Annotated in this window: 23 protein-coding genes and 1 pseudogene; 2 read left to right on the top strand and 22 right to left on the bottom strand. The window is 70.8% G+C overall.

Annotated features, from left to right (window positions below):
* Window positions 1-73 precede the first annotated feature (73 nt).
* A pseudogene (locus ACZ4LX_RS30690) lies at window positions 74-289 on the top strand (fatty acid--CoA ligase); the annotation flags it as partial.
* A gap of 180 nt (window positions 290-469) precedes the next feature.
* Here ACZ4LX_RS30690 and ACZ4LX_RS30695 read toward each other — a convergent pair.
* The 3 genes from ACZ4LX_RS30695 to ACZ4LX_RS30705 all read right to left on the bottom strand — a co-directional run bounded on the left by ACZ4LX_RS30695 (window position 470) and on the right by ACZ4LX_RS30705 (window position 1,736).
* Entirely contained in the window at window positions 470-607 is a 138-nt protein-coding gene (locus tag ACZ4LX_RS30695; protein WP_467650191.1) for a hypothetical protein, read from the bottom strand.
* A 173-nt stretch (window positions 608-780) separates the two neighbouring features.
* Entirely contained in the window at window positions 781-1,302 is a 522-nt protein-coding gene (locus tag ACZ4LX_RS30700) for a hypothetical protein (RefSeq protein WP_467650190.1), read from the bottom strand.
* Complete coding sequence (locus ACZ4LX_RS30705) at window positions 1,299-1,736, bottom strand: ATP-binding protein (RefSeq protein ID WP_467650189.1); 438 nt, start codon at window positions 1,734-1,736, stop codon at window positions 1,299-1,301. Before ACZ4LX_RS30705 ends, ACZ4LX_RS30700 begins: the two co-directional genes overlap by 4 nt.
* Window positions 1,737-1,893: 157 nt before the next feature.
* On the opposite strand from ACZ4LX_RS30705, the gene ACZ4LX_RS30710 reads away from it, so the two are divergent.
* The gene (locus ACZ4LX_RS30710; protein WP_467650188.1) at window positions 1,894-3,246 is read left to right on the top strand and encodes a transcriptional regulator; all 1,353 of its coding nucleotides are present in this window, start codon (window positions 1,894-1,896) and stop codon (window positions 3,244-3,246) included.
* A 60-nt stretch (window positions 3,247-3,306) separates the two neighbouring features.
* Here the strand turns inward: ACZ4LX_RS30710 and ACZ4LX_RS30715 are convergent, their stop codons facing one another.
* The 19 genes from ACZ4LX_RS30715 to ACZ4LX_RS30805 form a co-directional block, all read right to left on the bottom strand.
* Entirely contained in the window at window positions 3,307-3,651 is a 345-nt protein-coding gene (locus ACZ4LX_RS30715; RefSeq protein ID WP_467650187.1) for a hypothetical protein, read from the bottom strand.
* A complete protein-coding gene (locus ACZ4LX_RS30720; RefSeq protein WP_467650186.1) occupies window positions 3,648-3,911 on the bottom strand; it encodes a hypothetical protein in 264 nt (87 codons plus the stop codon). The genes ACZ4LX_RS30715 and ACZ4LX_RS30720 overlap by 4 nt, the downstream gene beginning before the upstream one ends.
* Window positions 3,912-3,969: 58 nt before the next feature.
* A complete protein-coding gene (locus tag ACZ4LX_RS30725) occupies window positions 3,970-5,040 on the bottom strand; it encodes a peptidoglycan-binding protein (RefSeq protein ID WP_467650185.1) in 1,071 nt (356 codons plus the stop codon).
* A 78-nt stretch (window positions 5,041-5,118) separates the two neighbouring features.
* Complete coding sequence (locus ACZ4LX_RS30730; RefSeq protein WP_467650184.1) at window positions 5,119-6,921, bottom strand: hypothetical protein; 1,803 nt, start codon at window positions 6,919-6,921, stop codon at window positions 5,119-5,121.
* 108 nt (window positions 6,922-7,029) lie between these two features.
* Entirely contained in the window at window positions 7,030-7,755 is a 726-nt protein-coding gene (locus tag ACZ4LX_RS30735) for a hypothetical protein (RefSeq protein WP_467650183.1), read from the bottom strand.
* Entirely contained in the window at window positions 7,755-8,855 is a 1,101-nt protein-coding gene (locus ACZ4LX_RS30740; protein ID WP_467650182.1) for a hypothetical protein, read from the bottom strand. Before ACZ4LX_RS30740 ends, ACZ4LX_RS30735 begins: the two co-directional genes overlap by 1 nt.
* A gap of 11 nt (window positions 8,856-8,866) precedes the next feature.
* A complete protein-coding gene (locus ACZ4LX_RS30745; RefSeq protein WP_467650181.1) occupies window positions 8,867-9,868 on the bottom strand; it encodes a hypothetical protein in 1,002 nt (333 codons plus the stop codon).
* 12 nt (window positions 9,869-9,880) lie between these two features.
* Complete coding sequence (locus tag ACZ4LX_RS30750; protein ID WP_467650206.1) at window positions 9,881-11,191, bottom strand: phage distal tail protein; 1,311 nt, start codon at window positions 11,189-11,191, stop codon at window positions 9,881-9,883.
* 2 nt (window positions 11,192-11,193) lie between these two features.
* Window positions 11,194-13,602, bottom strand: coding sequence for a phage tail tape measure protein (locus tag ACZ4LX_RS30755; protein ID WP_467650180.1), 2,409 nt, complete (start codon window positions 13,600-13,602; stop codon window positions 11,194-11,196).
* A 257-nt stretch (window positions 13,603-13,859) separates the two neighbouring features.
* Window positions 13,860-14,324 carry a hypothetical protein gene (locus ACZ4LX_RS30760; RefSeq protein ID WP_467721323.1) on the bottom strand — a complete coding sequence of 155 codons (465 nt, stop codon included), beginning with the start codon at window positions 14,322-14,324 and terminating at the stop codon, window positions 13,860-13,862.
* A complete protein-coding gene (locus ACZ4LX_RS30765; protein WP_467650178.1) occupies window positions 14,321-14,794 on the bottom strand; it encodes a phage tail tube protein in 474 nt (157 codons plus the stop codon). Before ACZ4LX_RS30765 ends, ACZ4LX_RS30760 begins: the two co-directional genes overlap by 4 nt.
* 13 nt (window positions 14,795-14,807) lie before the next feature.
* Window positions 14,808-15,221 (bottom strand): minor capsid protein, encoded by a 414-nt coding sequence (locus ACZ4LX_RS30770; RefSeq protein ID WP_467650177.1) that lies wholly within the window; start codon window positions 15,219-15,221, stop codon window positions 14,808-14,810.
* Complete coding sequence (locus ACZ4LX_RS30775) at window positions 15,214-15,567, bottom strand: hypothetical protein (protein ID WP_467650176.1); 354 nt, start codon at window positions 15,565-15,567, stop codon at window positions 15,214-15,216. Before ACZ4LX_RS30775 ends, ACZ4LX_RS30770 begins: the two co-directional genes overlap by 8 nt.
* Window positions 15,564-15,884, bottom strand: a complete 321-nt coding sequence (locus ACZ4LX_RS30780; protein ID WP_467650175.1) for a hypothetical protein — start codon at window positions 15,882-15,884, stop codon at window positions 15,564-15,566. The genes ACZ4LX_RS30775 and ACZ4LX_RS30780 overlap by 4 nt, the downstream gene beginning before the upstream one ends.
* Window positions 15,881-16,270, bottom strand: coding sequence for a hypothetical protein (locus ACZ4LX_RS30785; RefSeq protein ID WP_467650174.1), 390 nt, complete (start codon window positions 16,268-16,270; stop codon window positions 15,881-15,883). The genes ACZ4LX_RS30780 and ACZ4LX_RS30785 overlap by 4 nt, the downstream gene beginning before the upstream one ends.
* Window positions 16,271-16,273: 3 nt before the next feature.
* Complete coding sequence (locus ACZ4LX_RS30790) at window positions 16,274-16,672, bottom strand: hypothetical protein (protein ID WP_467650173.1); 399 nt, start codon at window positions 16,670-16,672, stop codon at window positions 16,274-16,276.
* Between the two features lie 3 nt (window positions 16,673-16,675).
* Window positions 16,676-17,638: a major capsid protein gene (locus tag ACZ4LX_RS30795; RefSeq protein WP_467650172.1), complete on the bottom strand. Its 963-nt coding sequence runs from the start codon at window positions 17,636-17,638 to the stop codon at window positions 16,676-16,678.
* Window positions 17,639-17,658: 20 nt separating this feature from the next.
* Window positions 17,659-18,405, bottom strand: coding sequence for a hypothetical protein (locus ACZ4LX_RS30800; RefSeq protein ID WP_467650171.1), 747 nt, complete (start codon window positions 18,403-18,405; stop codon window positions 17,659-17,661).
* A gap of 106 nt (window positions 18,406-18,511) precedes the next feature.
* Window positions 18,512-18,673 carry an Rmf/CrpP fold protein gene (locus ACZ4LX_RS30805; protein WP_467650170.1) on the bottom strand — a complete coding sequence of 54 codons (162 nt, stop codon included), beginning with the start codon at window positions 18,671-18,673 and terminating at the stop codon, window positions 18,512-18,514.
* Window positions 18,674-18,681: the final 8 nt, after the last annotated feature.

Consider the following 18,681-nt stretch of genomic DNA (forward strand, 5'->3'; position numbering starts at 1 on the left):
GTGACATACCAAGCGGTATGTGAGCAGAATCAGCGAACCCTTACTGCCGCGTAGCGCCCACCGGGAGGACGCCGTGCTCAGCACCATGCAGGACGTACCGCTGACTGTCACCCGCATCCTGACCCATGGGATGACCATTCACGGGAAGTCGCAGGTCACGACCTGGACCGGAGAGCCCGAGCCGCAACGGCGCAGCTTCGCCGAGATCGGCCGGCGGGCCACCCAGCTCGCCCACGCCCTGCACGACGAGCTCGGCATCGACGGGGACCAGAGGGTTGCGACCCTCATGTGCAGCAGTGTCGGTAAAACACTCGCGGTCTGACCTGCGGATATGTGGCAGAGCAGGCGGCCCCGGTACCTCGCGACAGGTACCGGGGCCGCTTTGGGTTCACCGCTCCGCAGCAGCGGCGACGGGGAACCCCCTTCCCTGCTGCCGGGGATCATCACGGCAGCAGGGAGCCAAGGGGGCCTATATCAGGCGGGCGAGCGATGAGGGCATGAACAGATCGCGCGCCCGGTGCTGCGCCCACATGTCGGCAGCGTCCGCGCCCTGACTGCCCGCGTAGTACGGGCACAGCTCGCAACCTTCGAGGTGCTGATAGGGCACGCTCTCGGGGTGTGCATCGGCTATGTGCCGCGCAACCTGCAACTGTTCCCACAAGCAGCCGGAGGGGCCGCCCCACTCATGCGCGAGGCACAGCAACCGCCGAACGCACTCCGCGCACCGCCACATGAAGGGCGGCGGTACGGGGCGTTCCGGGGCCGGTCCGTCCCACATCATCAGCGGTTCCGAATCGTGGTTGCGCCCATGTACGCGCGGCCGGTCGCGCACACGCGCGAAAGGTACGCGGAAACGGCGTCCGGGCCAGCGCCAGGCGGGATCGGGTCGAGTCCGATCGTCAGGCACACGTGCCCGCCCACGTTCACGTGCGCGCGCCACTCGGGGCCGGTCGGGGGTAAGCGCATCGTGAAGGCCGGGTGGCCGTAGTCGAGGAGTACGAACCGGCCCCGCAGGATGAGGCGGGCCCCGGTGATCGGTACGCGCTCGACGGCCGGTCGGAGCCGCATCGCGTCGACCATGCCCATCAGGCCGTCCTCGACGGTCTCGGTCGTCTCGTTCAAGCGCCGTGGTGGCGCATGGCCGATCAGGACGTACGCGACGGGCGGGATGTGTTCGGCGCCCCCGTTCAACCACGTCACCACCGTGCAGCCCGCGACGAAACCAGGGCCGGGCACGGCCCGGAACGTCGGGGCCCTTCCAGCATCCTCGCCGCCACAAATGCCCATGCTGTTGCCGGTCACCGCGCCATCTCCACCCATACCTTTTTGCCGAACGGGCGGTCGTCCACGTCCCATCGCGCCGCGAGGGCGTCAACGATGTGCAGACCGCGCCCACGGGCCCGTTCGTCCGAGTCGTTCCGCAGCTGCGGCCGGCGGCGCGACGGGTCATCGACCTCAACCCGCACGGTCTCGGTTGTCGTCAACACGGTGACGAGTACGGAGTCGCCCGGTTCGGTGCCGTACCGGTAGGCGTTCGTCACCAGTTCCGAGACGATGAGTAAAACGTCGTCGAGCCGGTCATCGGCGAGCTGCTGCTCGCCGTTGTGGGTCAGCAGCTCACGCACGTACGCGCGGGCGTCGTGCGCTGCCTCGGGGCCCGTGGGGAACATCGCCTGTGCTGGCGGTCCGCAGGGCGGCGCGCAGCAGGGAGGGGACTCCCGCCGTTGTTCGGTCATGCCTAACCCCTTCGGGCAGTCACGACATGGCGCCGCGGCTGCTTTTCGAGCGAATGAGTTTGCCCGACCAACCAACACCGGCCACGAATCCGGGGGTACCTTCCTAAGGGGTGTCGAAGGGTGTCGCTTCCGATGCCCCATTCGCGGAGGTGCGGGAATGACTACGCCAAACGATCAGCTTGCCTACTGGCTCGGACGCTCGGCCATGAGCCGGAAGGAACTGGCCCGGCTCGTGCATTCCAAGGCGCGAGAGTGGGGACAGCCCAACGTTTCTCCCAACGCGACGCGCGTTAGGTGCTGGTTGGAAGGCGAGAAGCCACGGGCGCCGGTCCCCGACATCCTCGCGGGGGTGTTCTCGGACCACTTCGGATTCCGTGTGACGACGTACGACCTCGGCCTCGGGGAGGGCAGTTCGACCGATGCGGCCCTCGCCTATGACCCCTCGTTCGCCGTTACCGTGGAGGTAGTTGCCGACCTCGGGAGAGCCGACGTGGATCGTCGAAAGTTCCTTGCAGCCGCGCCGTTTGCGGCCGTTGCCGGTGTCGGTCCCTCGCGGGACTGGCTGTTGAACACCCTCGACCAGGAAGACCCGGAGCCGGGCCCCCGTGTCCGGATCGAGGACGTGTTCGCGGTGAAGAACATGTTCACCACGTTTCAGCGCATGGACATTTTCCAGGGCGGCGGGTCTGGGCGCCTGGTGCTCGCCGAGTACATGAATCAACACGTGTACCCGCTGCTTCGCCGGTCACATGACGACGACGTGCGGCGCGCACTGTGCGAAGCGGCGGCCGAGCAGACCTACTTGCTCGGCTGGATGGCTTACGACAACGGCGAGCACTCCATCGCGCAGCGCTACTTGATCCAGTCGCTACGCCTCGCGGAGGAGTCGCGTAACGCGCCCCTCGGCGCGCACGTCCTCGCCGGTATGGCCGATCAAGCGACGCTGCTCGGCAACCCGGCCGAGGGGCGTCGCCTCGCACAGGCGGGACGACAGGGGTTGTCGACGGCGACCTCGGCGGCGTGCCTCGCCGACTTGTGGTGCCTTGAGGCGCGGGCGCTGGCGCTGCTCAACGACAAGAGGGCGGCGGCGCGCGCCGTGGTGCAGTCGGAACGGGCGTACGAGCGGGTCGACCTCGACGCCGAACCGGACTGGGCGGAGTTCATCGACCCGGCGTACCTGCACGGGGAGCACGCGAACACCTTCCGTGACCTGGGCGACGCTGCGGCGGCGGAGGAGCACGCGCGCCGCTCGATCGGTCATGCCCAGATGCAGAAGCGGGCGCGGCGCGGTGCGATGTCTCATGCTGCGCTCGCCGTGTCCCACCTGCAACGGGGTGACCTTGAGGCCGCGCACTCGGCCGGTCTGCGGACGCTCAAGCTCTCTGGGCAGGTGAAGTCGTCGCGAGCGATCGAGGCTGTGCAGGATCTACAGCGGCGTATGCAGCCGTTCGGCGGGCATCGGCTTGTTGCGGACTTCAACGAGCAGGCGCGCGAGCTGGTCGCGGCGTAGTCGCCGGGATGCACGGAACGCCCCCCGTACGGCCACAGTCGGCCGTACGGGGGGCGTTGCTCATGCGCGGGTGGCAAAGGTCCAGAGGGACAGGGCGAGGCCGACCAGGGCGACCAGGGCGGCTACGGACGGGAGCGGCCAGCGGGCCCGTTCGAGGGCGTCGAGCCTGGCGTCGTTGCGCTTCTGGCGCTCGGTCTCGCCTCGCTCGACGGCGTCGAGGCGGGAGTCGTGGCCGTCGAGCTGTCGGGCGTGCGTCCTGATCGCTTCGTCGGTCTGGTCGTGGCGCTGGACGAGCAGCGCGAGGGCGCCGTCGGTGCGGGTGAACCCGACCTCGATCGTCCGCCGGATGCGCTCCAACTCCAGTGCGACCGCTGCCGGGTCGGACGGCGAGGGCTGGGTCGTCACGGCGCGGTGGTCTCCTTGTGGTCGTCGACCAGGCCGAGACCGAGCCGGTCGAGCAGGGCCTCGACGGCGGGGTGTGCCATGGCGCGGGCGACGACGCCGGCGACTGCGGCGGCCGTGGCGGCGGCGCCGATCAGCCACGGTGCGGCGGCGGCGAGTTCGCTGGAATCGGCGACGATCGCGGCGAGGGCGGGCACGACCGCGACGACTGCGGCGAACGTCTGGAGCGCGGTACGGATGCTGCGCTTGTTCTTCGGGTTCATGGGGGCCTCTCGGGGTGGGTGGGGCCCGCCCGGCGCGGTGCCGGGCGGGGTCGAGCGATCAGGCGACCAGGCGGCGCCACGTCTCCGGGCCGGGGTAGCCGTCGGCGTCGGCGCCGGTCCACCCCTGTGCGCGCTGGAAGGCGCGTACGGCGGTGCGGTCGGCGTTGGACCAGGACGGGCCGGGGCCGATCTTGTAGAAGCGGCCGTATCCCTTGGCGACCAGGGCCTCGCCGAGACGCGTCACGTGGGTGTTGCGCTTGCCGGGGCCGAACGCGCTACGGCCGGGGAAGGCGGGCGGCTTCGGCTTGGGCTTCGGCTTGGCCGTGGTGGTCTTGCCGGGGAGGGTGCCGAGCAGGGACCGGAGCGAGGATTCCCCCGGTACGCCGTCGGCGTCGTCGCCGCTGAATCCGAGACTGCGCTGATAGGCCGCGTAGTTCTTCGTATCGGCGTCGCTCCACTTGGGGCCGGGGCCGACCTCGTACGCGTCGCCGTGTCCCTTGGCGACCAGGGCCTCGCCGACGCGGGTCACGTGGCTGCCCTCGGCGCCGTAGCCGTAGGACAGGCCGTTGATGGTCACCTGGTAGCGGGCGACGCCCGTCGGCGCGGTGCCGCCGGTGGGCGGCTGGTAGCCCTTGGCGGGCATTCCGGCCTGTACCCATGCGTAGAGGCGGGGGCCGGGGCACAGGGTGGCGATGCCGTCGCGGTGGCCGCGCTTGGCGAGGGTGCGGCCGGTGCGCTGGCACGCCTCGTCGTACAGGGCGCGGCACGCGGCGAGGGCTGCCTCGCTCGGCTCCTGGTCGCCGCCAACGGCGATCTGTACGCCGATCCCGGACACGTTGAAGCCGGGGCAGTGCGCGCCCGTGCGGGTCCAGCCTCGGCCCTCGTAGATGTTGCCGGCCTGGTCGACGACGAAGTGATAGCCGATCCCGGACCACCCCTGTGCGAGGTGCTGCGCCTCAATGGCGCGGGGGATTGCGTAGCCGGTGCGGCCGACGTGGTGCGCTCCGTCGTAGTGCACGAAGAATTCGCGGCGGGCGGACAGGGGGACGTACGCCGGGCCGTCGCTGCGGGGGTCGTTGTCCCACGGCTTGGCGCCCCACGTGGCGCGGCCGATAATCTTGACGGACATGGGGTTGTCTCCAGACATGAGGAAACGCCCGGCGCGGTGCGCTCGGGCGTGCGGTGTGGGGCGTGGTGCGCGGGGGCGTCAGACCATGGCTAGGGCCATGATCGCGGGGTCGAGGCCGACCTCGCCGGTCGCCTGGTTGACGGTCGCCGGTAGCGAGGTCTGTCCGCTCGGGATGCACCAATGGCGCTGGAAGGCGGTCGCGCCGAGGAAGAAGTTCCCGGGGTTGGCGGGCGCCTCGTTCTGAATGTGCATGTAGTAGAAGTCCGTCGCGCCGCCGGCGGACATGAGGAACGCTGCCCAGTAGCGGCCCGGTTGCAGGGTCGCGGTTGCGGTGAGCGGCACGGGGACGGCGCCGATGTGGTTGTTCTTGGCGCCCGGCGCGGTGCCGGTGATCTGGCCGGCTTCGGGGAGGTTGGACACCAGGCCCGACGTTGCGATGCGTGATCCGGCCTCGTTGTAGATACCGGCGTAGAACCGTGCGGCCGGGACGAGTGTGGAGCCTCCCCACCCGCGCGCGTGGATCACCACCCGGTTGACCGGGGTCGGCTCCGTGATGTTGATCCCGGACAGGTAGATGCGGCCCACGACCGCGGCTTTCATGGCCGGGTTGGCGACGGCGGCGGGGTCGACCGACCACGCCTGAAAGCCGAGACTCTGCGGGGTCCATATGTTCTTGGGGGCGGCCGTCGGCATCTGCGCGATGGGGAGCCGGCTCCCAGCGTCGAGGGAGGCGACGCCGTTCGCGGCTGCTCGCGCGGTCGTGGCGATGGCGCCCACCTGGGCGGCGGTGTGCGTGTGCCCGGCGGTCGCCGCGCCCACGTCGGCCGCGTCGAGGACGACGACACCTGTCTCGCCGTTGACCGAGTCGACGGCGCCCCCGCCGGTCCCCTCGGGCAGCTGCGCGGCGGGCACCTTCCCGGCCGCGTCCAGCTGGGCGACGCCGTTCGCTGCGCCCGGCGCGGTGGCCGGTACGGCGCCTACGTCGGCGGCGCCGAGAACAATCGCGGCGACGGACTGCCCGTTGACGCTCTGGACGACGCCGGGCGCTCCGGCTGTACCGGCCGTTCCCTGGTCGCCCTTGTCGCCCTTGGGGCCCTTGAGGTTTCCGACGGCCGTCCCCCACCCGGCCGCCGTGCGCTGCCACACGTCGCCCGTGTCGACCCTGAGCAGCATGTCGCCCGGCTTCGTGAGGGTGCTCGCCGTAGTGCCGGTGTTCACGTACCAGGCGGCGCCGCGCACGTTCGGGGCCTGCTGTGCCCACGCCCCGGCGGTCTTCTGCCACACGGTGACGGTCTCGCTCGTGACGCCGAGGAACGTCGTCGACTCGCGCTGTACGTACAGGTCGCCGTCGAGGCCGAGGTCGGCCGTCGGCGCGGCGGTGCCGGTGTGGATACGGCTCCCGACCGGCCCTGTGTCGCCCTTGACGCCCTGGGGGCCGATCAGGGACGCGAGCCACTGGGACACGCTGCCGTTGAACCCCTGCTCGACCGCGACCTCGTACGCGCTGTCGCCGCGCACCGCCACGTAGGACGGCGTCGAGGGGTCGGTCGGCGCGATGTCGGCGAGGTCGACCTCGGGCGACTCGGCGGGCAAGAGAATCTGGTAGATCCTGTTCGCCGGTACGCCCGTGAGCTGTTCGGCGACTTGGTACGACCAGTCGCTCGGGTTCATGCCGGGGGCGTCGGTCGCGGGTAGGACGACCTCGAACGCTCCTGTGGAGTCGAGCGGCGCGGTAACGGGCCCGCCGAGGATCACGTCGTATTCGCCGAACGTGACCAAGGATGGGGCCCGTAGCACGATCTGTCCGGCAAGGGGGCGGCCGTCAGGGGTGAGGAACCGGCCCGTCAACGTGACGGTCGGTATCCCCTCGGGGAGCGGCATCGGTGGGTTCCTCCATCGTCGGCGGTACGTAAGGGTGGGGGTCGTTGCCCGGATCGGGCATCACGCCGCTGCTCGCGGCGTCGGGGGCGGGATCGGGCGCGGGCGTGGTCACGGGGCCTCCGCTGCGGTGAACGCGTTCCGGGTGTAGACGCCGAGACAGTTCGTCTGAATCGGGCCGTTGCCGGACCTGACGGAGTGCCGCACCCGGTAGTTGACGTGGTCCATGAATCCCTGCCGGACCGGCTTCGTGATCTGCCGGAGCGTCCAGCCGTTCGAGGTGTTGGCGACCCACGACTCGATCACGCCGTCGCTGTCCTCGAACTGGACATTGGCCGTGGTCCCGGCGGGGGTGTAGGTCTCGAACGCGGCGTAGAGAACGCTGTTCATGAGCCTGGTCGCGCCGGTCCATGCGGTTGTGGTGTTGGTGCTGGCGGTCTGCTGCCCGGCGGTCGACTGCATCGGGATGGGCATCGAGGGGCGGCCGAGGAACCCGTCGGCGTAGGCGTCATCCATGACGATGACCTCGCCGTCGCGCGACCACATGCGGATCATCTGCGCGTCGGCGCTGTTCACGTCGTCGCCGACGGTCAGGGCGGCGGTGCCGCTCTCGCGGCCTAGACCGACGCCCCAATCGCCCTGCGGGGTCTGGCCGACGATGAACGTCCGCTGTCCGCCCGGGGTCTGGGCGATCAGCTGCCCGCCCTCGCCGATCACCACGTCGCCGGCCAACACCTGATTGAGGGCCGGGCGCATCTGCGCGCGCCCGCGCAGCTGCCGTACCTCGCGTTCGAGTGCGGCGATCCGGTCGAGTACGTCCTGTGGGACGAACGGCATTACGGGGCCTCCAAGTAGAGCTGCGCGGTTTCGGGGCGCCCGCGCTCGGGCGGGCTCACGTTGATGCCGACCACGCGGTACCGGGCGTCGAGCGCGGTCGGGTGCCACACGTCGCGAATGCGTAGGCGGATGGTCGAGCCGACCAGGCCGGGCGTGATCGCGCCGCCGAGCAGGACCGTGATTTCGGGGATCGTCACCGGGATGCGGGCGGCGGCGTGGTCGGCGCGGGCGTAGGCGTCGAGGGTGCTCTGTCGCTCCACGGTGGTGTAGTCGCTCGATCCGTCCAGGCGCGGCCACCCGGCGGCGAGGTCGTCGTCGGCGACCAGCACGGGAGAGGTGAGGGGGAAGGAGTCGGCGGCCTGGTTGGTGTTGATGGACGCGCCGCGCGTCTGCCACGCGTTCGCCTTGCGGGTGGCGTCGACCGGCCACGTGTAGGACAGGACCGGCCCCGGATGGTCGAGGACGATCTCGGACGCGCCCGTACGGATCGTGGGGTGTCCCAGCTGCAACCGCTTGATGCGGCGGCCGTCGCTGTCGCGGAACGACGCGATGCGCCACTCGAACCCGTTCTCGACGGCGGCGAGGTCGTCGAGCAGGTCGCCGATGCTCGGCAGGTCGTAGCGCAGGAACGTGCGGTCACGTGCGATGCCGGACGGGTCGGCGTCGTACGTGATGCCGATGTCGCCGCCGGTCGTGCTCTGCGCGTAGTCGACCAGGCCGCGCGCTATGTCGAACTGGTCGACCTGCTCGGCGATCTGGGTGTCGTACAACAGGCGGCGGTACAGGTAGCTTTCCCACCCGCCGGCCTGGATCTGCGCGCCGAGGAAACCGCGGCTGTCCGATGCGAGGGCGAGCGTCCACAGGACTCCGCCCCACCACAGGTCGCGCCCGCGCTCGACCCATATCCCCGTACGGCCGGGCAGGATCGCCCGGCGGGCCCGCTCGGCCACGGCGCGGTTGGGGATCGGTACGGTGCCGGTGAACCGGCCGGTCTTGCCTATGTAGTCGTCGAGGCTGACGCCCTGTACGGGCAGGGCGTCGAGCAGCTGGTCGGATCGCAGGTCACAGAATAGGACCCGGTACGGGGGCGCGGCGCGCACGGCACCCCCCGTCACGGCAGCAGGAACGTGTGAGAGACCCGTATGTTCCGGTCGAATCGCATCGCACCGTTTCCGCTCCAGGTGCGCAGCGTGATCACGCCGGACGGGGATATGCGGGCGCCGCCCTGGCCGTACCCGTCGGATACCGAGACTTCCGCTTCGAGGGCCGGACGCCACCCGCTCGGCAGAGTGCCGATCGTCTCGTCGTTGATGTTCCCGTGGGCCGGTACGTCCATCTGCAAGCCCTTGCGGTTCACCTCGGCGACGAACGAGCACACCCCGGCGTCCGGGTTGCGACGGGCGGCGAAGCTGCTCAACACGTAGGTGGACGCGATGGCGAAACCGGTCGTGGTCGACTCGGTCCGGCGTGGTGCGCGGTAGACCTGCCACGCCCCGGCCGTCGCGTTCCAGCGTTCCAGCACGCTGCCGGTGTCCCGGTACTGGCCGTCGTAGGAGCCGGCGAAGTTGAGCCCCCACCCACGCGGGATGATGCCCCCGGCCGCCGTGGTGTAGCGCCGCCGGTCGCCGAGGGCGCTCGCCCAGTTGATCCCGCCGACGCCCGCCGAGGTGCCCGCCGGTACGGCCACGTCCCACAGGCGCAGACTCGCCGGTTCCAGCGTCGGCGCGGTCGGCGTCGCGTCCGGCTCGCCCTCGACGACCTCGATCCGGGCGAGGTTCTGCCCCTCATGGTCGAACAGGGCGTCGAGCACGCGCACGGCCACGGTGTCGATACGGGCGAACTGCGCGTCGCCGTCGGTGAACGTGACCGTTACGGGGCCGTCGTTGGCGATCGGGTACGCGCCCTGGGCGTCGGTGCCCTGGACGTACGCGCGCCCGGCGCCGATCTGGAGTTGCATCGCGGCGACGCCGGTCGCCGCGAACGCGTCGCCGCCGGGGAGAACGCCGTCGCGGACCCTGATCGGCGACTCGTGGGCGACCGGTGAAACGGGGGCGAGGCGGGTGTCTTCACGGGTCTGCGCCGTGGGCAGCAGCCATGCGGAACGCACGGTCACGGGGGTGTCTCCTTACCAGTAGGCCGGGCGAAACCGCACGGTCGCGGTCGCGGCGGGGTCGCCGGATGCGGCGCGGAAGTGCAGCTGTGTGGGGCCGGGCGGAAGCGTCCATGTCTGTTCGGGCACCGAGCGCGAGGTGACGGTGTAGAGCCGTGAGGCGGTGCCGTTGAGCGTGGCCGTGCCCGCTGCGGTGTCGACGGCGAGTACGTCCTCGGCGGTGAGCGGAAGGTCGTATTCGAGTACGTCGCCCGTGTCCACGTTGGTGAGCGAGGGCCGTTCCACCGGGCCCCGGAACTCGACGACGGGATGGGTGGGGGCGTCCCCGGCGTTGACGACCGACAACGCGCCGGTGCTGCCGGGGGTGCCGAAACTGAGCGGCCACGACAGGGCGCCGGACGGCGTGCCGATCAGCAGCGACGACGTACCGACCGGCACGGGCGAGGCGAGGGTGTCCGGCAGCAGTACGACCGGCTGCACCCATGCGGCCCCGGCGGGCGCGGGCGCGGCGAACGTGCCGTCGCCGCCGTCGCCGGTCGAGTCGGCGAGGTACGCGCCGGACGCGTCCCACCACCGGAGGATGATCGTCGCGCCCTGTGCGGCGGCGAGCGACGACGCGAACGCGACCTCGGCCCCGACGGACACCGGCCACCCGTAATCGCTGGACTCGGCCGACCAGACCAGTTCGCCGCCGGGGGTCTGGGGATGCACGCTGACCGTGCCGACGCCGTCGCCGGCGAGGGCAGGGTCGCCGTCGGTCCACCAGCGCCAGAGTTCGCCGACACCGGCGGCCTGGTCGGCGCTGAGCGCCTGCTCGGGGTCGGTGTCCCACGCGAGACCGCTCTCGGGAACGGGAAGGCTCGCGGGGGCGACCTGCTCGGCCAGTCCGTACCGGCGGGGGTCGGTCGCGACGAACTCAAGGGCGCCGCCCGTGATGGTGCCGAGCCGGTAGCCGAGCCCTGCCGGAATAGCCCGGCGGGTCGCCCTCGCCCATACGAGCAGGGGCCCCCGTTCGTCCAGCCAGGCGACGAGCGGCCGTTCGTCCTCGACCGGCACCGTGCCCCGGTTGAGGGCGGCGACAACCGCGCCGACGGATGCGCGCGGGGCCCGGATGACCAACCCGTCGAGGCCGATCGTCCGGGCCTGCGCGAGCAGGTGCCCGGGGAACGCGCCGTGCGCGTCGCTGCGCGCCACGGTTCCGGAGTCCAGGGCGGGGAGGTCTTCCCATCCCGTGATGGACCGCCACCCGTAGGGGGTGCCGGGGCCGAGCAACAGGTCGCCGTACTGGACGTGTCCGGGCCGGGTGACCTGGTCGCCGACAGCCATCGTCACCCCCTCGCCTTGGCCAGCCACGCCAGCGCGCGGGCGTTGTCGTCGGGGGTGCCGTTCTCTGCGGCGTGCCAGTGCTCGACGTGCACGGTCGCGCCGGATGACGCCCCGGCGAACGGGGAGCCGTAGGGAACCGCGCCGCCCGCGCCCGGCAGGGCGGGCACTGCGGGGGGCGTGACGAGCGTCGACATGACGCGGTCGAGGGCGCCCTGTCCGGAGCGGATACCGGCGACGACACCGGCAGGAATCCACCGGCCGATATCGCGCGCCATGACCTTTGACGGGCTATGAATTCCGAGAGCCTTAGCGATCGGCCCCGGAATCATGTTTTTCGCAAAGGAAATCAGCTGGCTTTTCAGCCACGAACCCATGGATTTGATGCCGTTCCACAGGCCGCGCACAACATCGGTGCCCTTGCTGTACAGCAGATTGTTGAGACTTCCGATCGCCGAGACGATTCGGCCGGGCAGGCCGCGCACCCAGTTGACCAATTCCAGGGCCTTGCGTACGGAACCGTCCTTGATGCTCTGCCAGTGCTTGACGATCAGGCCCGGCAACGTCCAGTTGAGGAAGAAGCCGACCAGCTTCCCGGGGAGTTTTTTGACCCACTCCACGATGGCGTTCCAGACGCGCACCGTCCCCGACTGGATCGAATCCCAATGCTTGATGATGATTCCCACAAGCGTGAAATTCATGAACAGGTCGAGCAGGAATTGACCAACGCTCTGGATCTTGTCCCAGACCCAATCCCACGCCGCGCCCGTGGCGGACACGATCGTGTCCCAGTTGGCGACGACCAGCGCGACCAGCGCGACCACGGCCGCGATGATCAGCCCGACGGGGCCCATCGCGATAAGCCACGCTGCGGCCATGCGCGCGGCGTGGATCATGGACTGTGTGCCCATGAGGAGCCACGCGCCCACCACCCGGGCGGCGGCAGCCACGGCCCCCGATCCCTGGGCTATCCACCCGGCGAGGATCGTCGCGTTCGCGGCGATGAACGCCCCGACCGCGCCCGCCCCGGCGGTGCTCTGGGCTATCCAGCCCGCGACGACCGCTGTCGTGGTTGCCCACGCCTGCACGCCGAGGGCGACCAGCGTCGGGAGGAGAAAGGCCGTAATCAGTCCGGCGGCGACCGAGAACGCGGTCGAGTGGTCGGAGACGAACCCGGCCGCCGTGGCGACGCCCTTCCCGAACTTGAGCGCGTAATCGGCTCCGGTGACCAGGGCCGGTACGACGTAGTCGCCCATGACGCCCACCAGGGATTGCATGGCGCCGCGCTTGAAAGCCTCGAATTTCATCGCGGCGTTGTCCCGCATCGCGTTTCCGGCTTTATCGGTCGCGCCCTTAACGTCGCCGAGTGCCTTTACTGCGGTTGAGGGGTCGAGTTTGAATAGCGCGCCTTGAAGGTCTTCGGCTTTCGTGCCGAAAAGGGCGACAGCTGTCGCGTTCCTCTTGGCGGGGTCCTCAATGGCCTTGATTTTCTGTAGAACATCGCCGAGTGCTTTACTGGCCTCGGGCCCGCCCTTTGTGAAGGTCTTCGCCATCACGTCGGCGTTAAGGCCGATATCCTTGAAAGCTGCAACGCTTCCGTCGGACATGTCCTTACTGCGGATCGCGAATTCCTTCAATGCGTCCGCGACTGTGTCCGCGTCGCGCGCGCCGCCCTGCAACCCCTGTTGCATGAGGCCCATTGCGGTCTGGGCGTCGAGGCCGAGGTCGCGGAATTGCGTCGGATATTCGCTGAAGGTGTCGAGCAAATCCTCGGCGGAATTGACGCCCTTCTGTGTTCCCTTGACGAGAACGTCCATCGCCTCATCCGCAGACGACGCGATGCCGGTTTTGAGCATGGTCCCGACGGCGCGGGACACCTTCCCCACGTCCTCGCCCATTACGGCCGCGGTGTCCGCGACCCGCTTGGACATGGTCTGTATCTGGGCCTGTGTCGCCTCGGGCGGCAGCAGCCCGTTTTGAGCAATGCCCTTGATGACCTCGGCGCCGTCCTCGACCGAGTCGACGATCGCGCCCGCGTACAGGTCGCCGGCGACCTTGCCGTACTTCGCCGCGACCGGTCCCGTGGTGCCGAGTTGGGCCTGTAGCTTGCCCTGCACCTTGCCCTGTTCGAGGGCTTGGCCGACCCCGGCCATGAGGGCCGCGCCGATCGTCGCGCCGACGGCGGCCCATCCGAACGCGGCGAGGGCGCTCGACCCTTGGGAGGCGGCGCCGTCGGCGCCGTCGGCCATACCGTCGCCGATCGCGCTCCCGGCCTGCTGACCGGCGCGGTTGGCGTCGGCGACCATCGTGTCGCCGGTCTGGCGCATACCGGTTTCTGCGCGCCGCATCCCGGCGGCGGCGGGGCCGTCGTCGACTGTGATCGTGGCGAGCAGTTCGCCGACGGTCAGTGCCACGCCGGATCACCTCCCATCGGGGGTCATCCGGCGCGGTGCCGGTGGTGCGGGCTACGCGGCGGGTATGCCGGTGATAGCGGCGATCTCTGCGGGGTCGGACACCTTGCGGGGGGTGCGCGACCAGGCGCGGGCGAACCGGGCCTCGCCGGACAGGCCAGAAATCAGGGCCAGGAACCGGCGGGTGGACAGGGCGGCGAGGTCAGGGGCGGCGAGTCCGTACTCGCGGGCGAGGTCGGCCTCGACGGCGTTCCAGTTGGTCAGGACCGACCGCCAGAACTCCCCGCCTTCTTCCCCTTCTTCGCCCTGCGCGCCGCCCTGTTCGGCGCTGCGGCTTTTCCCGCTTCCTGCTGCTCGTACAACTCGGCGGCGCGGCCCATGGTGCAGCTGCCCGGCTTGCGGATGTTGGCGGCCGAGTAGATGAGGACGACACCGAGTTGCCGGTCGGTCATGCCCGCTTCTGCCCACGTGTCGAGGACATCGGCGCCGTAGAGGGTGGCGAGCATCTTCCGCACGTCGTCGGGGTCGCTGGACTCCTGTACGCGCTCCATCTGGAGCGTGAACAGCAACGGCAGGCTTTCGGGCAGGGTGTACGTGTTCCCGAACAGGGTCAGCCGCTCGCGCGGCCGGGTGGCGGACTCCTCGGCGAAGAACGCGTCAAAGTCGGCGAGCTGGGCGGCGTCGAGGTGCTGCTCGCCGTCCTGGTCGAGGTCGAGGTCGGTCACGGGCTCACCACCGAGGCGACGGTCGGCGTCCCGCATCGCGTGATCGTGGCCGACCAACTCGTCTTGTCGTTGTTGCCCCCGCCCTGCTCGCCGGGCGTAACGGTGGACTCCCACACGACCCACTGCGTCTGTGACTCGTGGCGCCACCGCACGCGCCCGCGCGACTCGAATCCGAGACGGTTCGTCCACACGGTGTCGATGTACGCCTGTCCGGGGTCCTGGGCCTTGGTGGTCTTGTCGATGCGGTACTGACCCTCGACCGAGAGGGACGCGCCGCGCTGCATAACGTCCTGCTCGTACATGCCCTCGGACTCGAAAACGGTCGTCTCGACCGTCTCCTCGTTCTCACCGGGGTTGTGCGTGAACGTGTTGATACCGGCGATCGGGAGCCATGTTTCCGTTCCCGCCTCGGCGTCCTCGACCTCGAAAATCCAGCCGCGGGCGTCGATGGGGCGCGAGTTGCCTGCCATCGGGGGGTTCTCCTTACGTGGGTGCGGGGCCGGACACGTCGAGGTCGAAACTGACGACGTGCTCGTGTCGGCCGGTGAAATCTGGCCCCATCGGGGCGGGGGTGCCGCGCGCGGCGGCGAGGGTGAGCCACAGGCCGCCGGGCAGTTCCACGCCCGCGAGGCCGTGTACGGCGCGGTACAGGGCCTCGATCCGGTTGCGGGACTGGCGCGGGTCGGGCCCGCCCCGTACGCGGACCTGTAGACGACGCTGCTCGGCGTCGTCGCGCGCCTCGGGCGCGGGCCCGTCGTACAGGGCGAGCGATACGGCGGCGTCGGGCGCGGGCGGCATCGCCTCGACGAACAGGTCACCCGCGCGGCCGGTGGGGTCGTAGGTGACCAGGCCGAGGGCGTCGAGGTAGCGGGCGAGGCCGTCGAGCAGGTCAGCCACGGAGCGACCTCCGCACCTGGGCGGCGATGATGGCGGCGACCGCGCCGGCTTCCTCCGTGAGGGGCCCTTCGAGGTACTTCGCCATCCGGCCCCCGTCGTGCCGGTAGTGCAGGTTCTCGTGTTGGCGGATGGCGTATGGGGTGTCGTAGGACACGCCGGCGGTGAGCGCGCTCTCGTCGACCGACGCGACGCCGGACCGTTCGAGGGTGGCCTCTTCGATCGGCACCCGGCGGCGGGAGCGTTCGAGGACGTGCTCGGCGGCGAGGCGTAGGCCGCGTACGGCCCCGGCGCGGGTGCCGCGCAGTGCGGCGGCGCCGTTCCACGTGAGGCGGGCACGGGCGGTCACTCGCAACTCACCTCCGTACAGGCCGGAACGGGGAGCCCTGGCGCGGTGTGCTCGGCGGTCGCGATCGCCGTGGTGGTCCGCCCGTCGGGGAGCGTGATCCGGGAGCCGGGCGGGCTGTCGAGGCCGGGCTCGGTGATCACCTGCGTGGTGCTGACGACCTCGCGGCCGTCGGTGGCCCGGCGTACCTGCCGGACGGCGGCCGAGACCAGGGCGGGCACGTCCTCGACGGCCGGGCCGTACTGCGGCCCGTACGCGCCGTCGCCGAGGTAGGGCTCGACCTTGATCCGATGGCGCAGCAGGAAGCGGGGGACGCTCACCAGATCACCCCCGGCAGCAGTCCGGCGCGGTTGAGGGCGCGGTGCGCGCGGGGCGCGAGGTCCACGTCGCCCGCTGCCTGGGGGTTGTCGCGCCGGTCGCCGAGCGAGACAGGGCCGATGGAGACGCTTCCCCACTTCCCGCCGGCCCCGGTGCCGTCGTCGCCCGTGGCGAGCTGGTACTCGACCTGGGCACAGACCGCGTCGGCGAGGACGCCCGCGACGGCCGGATCGGTCGGCAGACCGGCGGCGTCGACCGCGTAGACGCTGGTGAGTAGGGCGTCGTCGATGTCCTCGGACGCCCGCGCGAGCAGCCTTTCGGCGCCCGGCGGGGCCGGGGTGCCCGTCCACGCGGCCAACTGCTCGGGGGTGGCGTAGACGCGGCCCACCGGTCACCCCCCGTCGGTCGTGCCCTGCTCGGCCTCGCGGCGCGGTGCGGGGCGCTTGCGCTTCGGTGCCTCGACCGGCTCGGTCGCGATGCCGGGGGCGACGGACTCGGGCCCGTGCGGGTTGACCTCGCCCGCCCCGGACGGTGCGCCCGTATCGCTCGGCCGCGGGTCGACCGCAGCATCGCGCAGCGCGGTGCCGACCTGCTCGACCTCGACCTCGCGCGGGTCGACCGGCTCGACCGGCTCGGGTTGGACCGGCGCGGACTTGTCCACGCCGTACCCGCGCCGGCGCGCGTACGCGATGACTGCCGGGTCGTCCGTGGTGGCCTTGCCGTTGCGGAAACGGAGACCGGCGGGCCCGTCGCCTGTGAACCCCTCAACGGGGCTGTGAAGAGTCGCCACGGGTCACGCCACCTTCACGCCGCGCAGAACCGCGGCGGCCTTGGTCGCCTTGAGAGCGACGCCCACCGGCCCCATCTCGACCTCGCCCGTCTTGACGGCGCCCGCGCTGGAGAAATCCGGAAGCCACTGACGGACCAGGGCACTGCCCGTGGTGCTGATGCCGTGGAAACCGTCGAGACCGATCCGCACGGCGTAGATGTCCGTGGTCCCCTCGACGGCGTCGGTCGGGATCACGGGGTCGTTGCTGCCTGCCTTGGCGCCGAGGTCGACCAGGGGCACGCCGCGCCACGTGGTGATCGTGCGACCGAAAGCGTCGAGGGTGCCCAGCTGCGACACAAAGTCGCCGATGGTCTCCAGCGCCGCGAGGGCGTCCGCGTTCATCAGGAGCGCGGTCGGGGCGCCGTCCAGCTTGGCGTACAGCCGGCGCAGGTGCTTGAGAGCGGCAATGCCGGTCACCTGCGAGTTGACGGCCGACCAGTCGTAGCCGGCCGCGGTGCCGAGGTCGAGTTCGGTCGTCGAGCCGGCGAGGGCCTTGTCGAGGCCGTCGAACGAGTCGGCATCGACCGCCGAATCGCCGTTGATCACGGCGTTGCTGAACGTCGCGTTCGCGGCCTTGATCTTCTGCGACATCTGGAGGCTGACCTCACCGGATGCGGCGGGGCCCATGTTCGCGAGGACGCGGTCGATCTGGAACGCGCCGCCCAGAACCTTGAGATCCGTGGTGTACCGCTGACGCGTCACCTCGGTCTTGTCGTACTCGCTGTTGATCGCGCGGAAACCGGCGGTCGGCTGCGTGATCAGCCGGGTGTACCCGTAGGTCAGGGTCGCGCCGCCCCCCGCCGGGTTGACCACGTCGTCGAACGGCAGATTGTCGAGCAGCCACGACGACTTGCGGAACTCGTCGATAACCATGAGGTCGACGTCGTCCTGTGTGTTGAGCTTCGCCTGAGCGAGGGTCACGGCCATGTGCGGTTACTCCTGAGGTGTCAGCCGCCCAGACGGGCGGCGATTGCGTCGGTGAGGGTGGCGGGCTTGCGGTCGCCTGCCGGTGCGCCCTGGAACTCGGCGCCGCCGCGCTGAGGCGGCGGGGGCGCGGCGCGGTAGAGGTCGGGGTCGGTGTTGACCTCGTCGGTAATCGCCTTCTTGAGCTGGTCGGCGAACCCTTCGGCCGTCGGGTCGAGGGCGGCGAGCTTGTCGACGAACGAGCGGGAGTTGAGCAGGCGCGAGGCGTTGGCGCCCTCGGTCCCGGCGGCGCGGTACGCGGCGAGTTCGGAGCGGGCGGCGCGCAGCTGCCCGGAGAGGTCGGCGACCTGCTCGGTCAGCTTCGCCGGGTCCGGCGGGCCGTCGTCCTGGACCAGGCCGAGGGCCTTCCCGATCTGCTGGGCGACCTCGGCGCGTGCGTCGTCGGCGGCCTTCTGCTTCGCCGTCACGCGGGTCTTACCGGCCTCCGCTCGGGCGTCGCTGAGTGCCTTCTGTGCCCACGGGGGAAGGGTCGTTTCGTCGCCTTCTGCGGGCTGCTGCTGAGGCGGTGCGGCGGGGTTCTGCTGGGGCGGGACCTGCCCGCCCGGCTCGCCTGCCGGGTCGCCCTGCTGGCCGGTGCCGGTGCCCTGTCCGCCGTCGCCGCCCGCGCCCCCGCCGTCGGCGTACAGGAAGGGAGAGAACGGGTTGAGCGCGTAGGGGTGGGACCACCCGGCACCGTCGAGGCGGCGGCGGGTGAGGGTGCGGGTGTTCATGGGGTGCACTCCTGGTGCGTCGGGCCCGCTCCTGGCGGGCGCGTTCGGGCATACGAAAGGGGGCCCGCTCCTGGCGGGCCCCCTTCGGGGTGGTGCTGTCCGTGGGCTACTCGGCGTCGGCCACGGGGCGGGCCTGGGCGTATCCCCTGATCCACGCCGTTCGCAGCAGGTCGCCGGACGGGTACGGGCACGTACGCAAGTCCGCTTCGAGGCGCCCGGCCTCGGCTCCCTGCTGCACTGCCCGTACAGCGTCTTCGCGCGCTCCCATGAGTCCCC

Source organism: Streptomyces sp. NPDC026062, assembly GCF_055568375.1.